This is a genomic window from Lysinibacillus sp. FJAT-14745, from assembly GCF_001275675.1.
In the GTDB taxonomy this organism is placed as follows: domain Bacteria; phylum Bacillota; class Bacilli; order Bacillales_A; family Planococcaceae; genus Lysinibacillus.
Genome location: NZ_LITM01000028.1, coordinates 1 through 548, shown reverse-complemented (window position 1 = coordinate 548; position 548 = coordinate 1). Strand labels below are relative to the sequence as shown.

Here is a 548-nt window from a genome sequence, read left to right as displayed (position 1 = left end):
ACCATGACACCTTTCGGTTTTCCAGTAGTTCCAGAAGTATAGATGACATAGGCCAGATGATTTGATTTGGAAACATGTTCGAGGTTATTTTCCAATTCTTCTGTACATTCCATCAAATCGATTTTGGTCATGTCCTGTAGTTCTTTAGTGACATCTGTACTACCTGGTCCCGCTAATAACACTGTGGTTTCGCTATCTTCTATCATATATTTGATTCTGTCTATTGGGTGCTCTGGGTGAATTGGTAAGTAAGCCCCACCAGCTTTTAAAATGCCATAGATTCCAATGATCATTTCGAGTGACCTATCTGTGACAATTCCTACAATGCTATCTGGCTTAACGCCCAGCTCCCTTAACATCTGACCGACATCGTTTGCCCTCGCATTGAGCTGTTTGTAGGAAAGAGTTTGTTCGTTAAATTCCACTGCAATATGATCCGGTGTCTTTTTAACTTGTTCTTCAAACAATTCAATAATCGTTTTGTCTTTTGGATACTCTGCTTCTGTAGCATTAAAAGTATATAGAACTTTCTCTTTCTCCTGTTCGCT

1 protein-coding gene is annotated in these 548 nt (G+C 39.4%); it reads right to left on the bottom strand.

Annotation, left to right across the window (positions count from 1 at the left end):
- Positions 1-548 (bottom strand): AMP-binding protein (locus AMS59_RS23945; protein WP_156304779.1); only part of this gene is annotated, 548 nt, incomplete at both ends.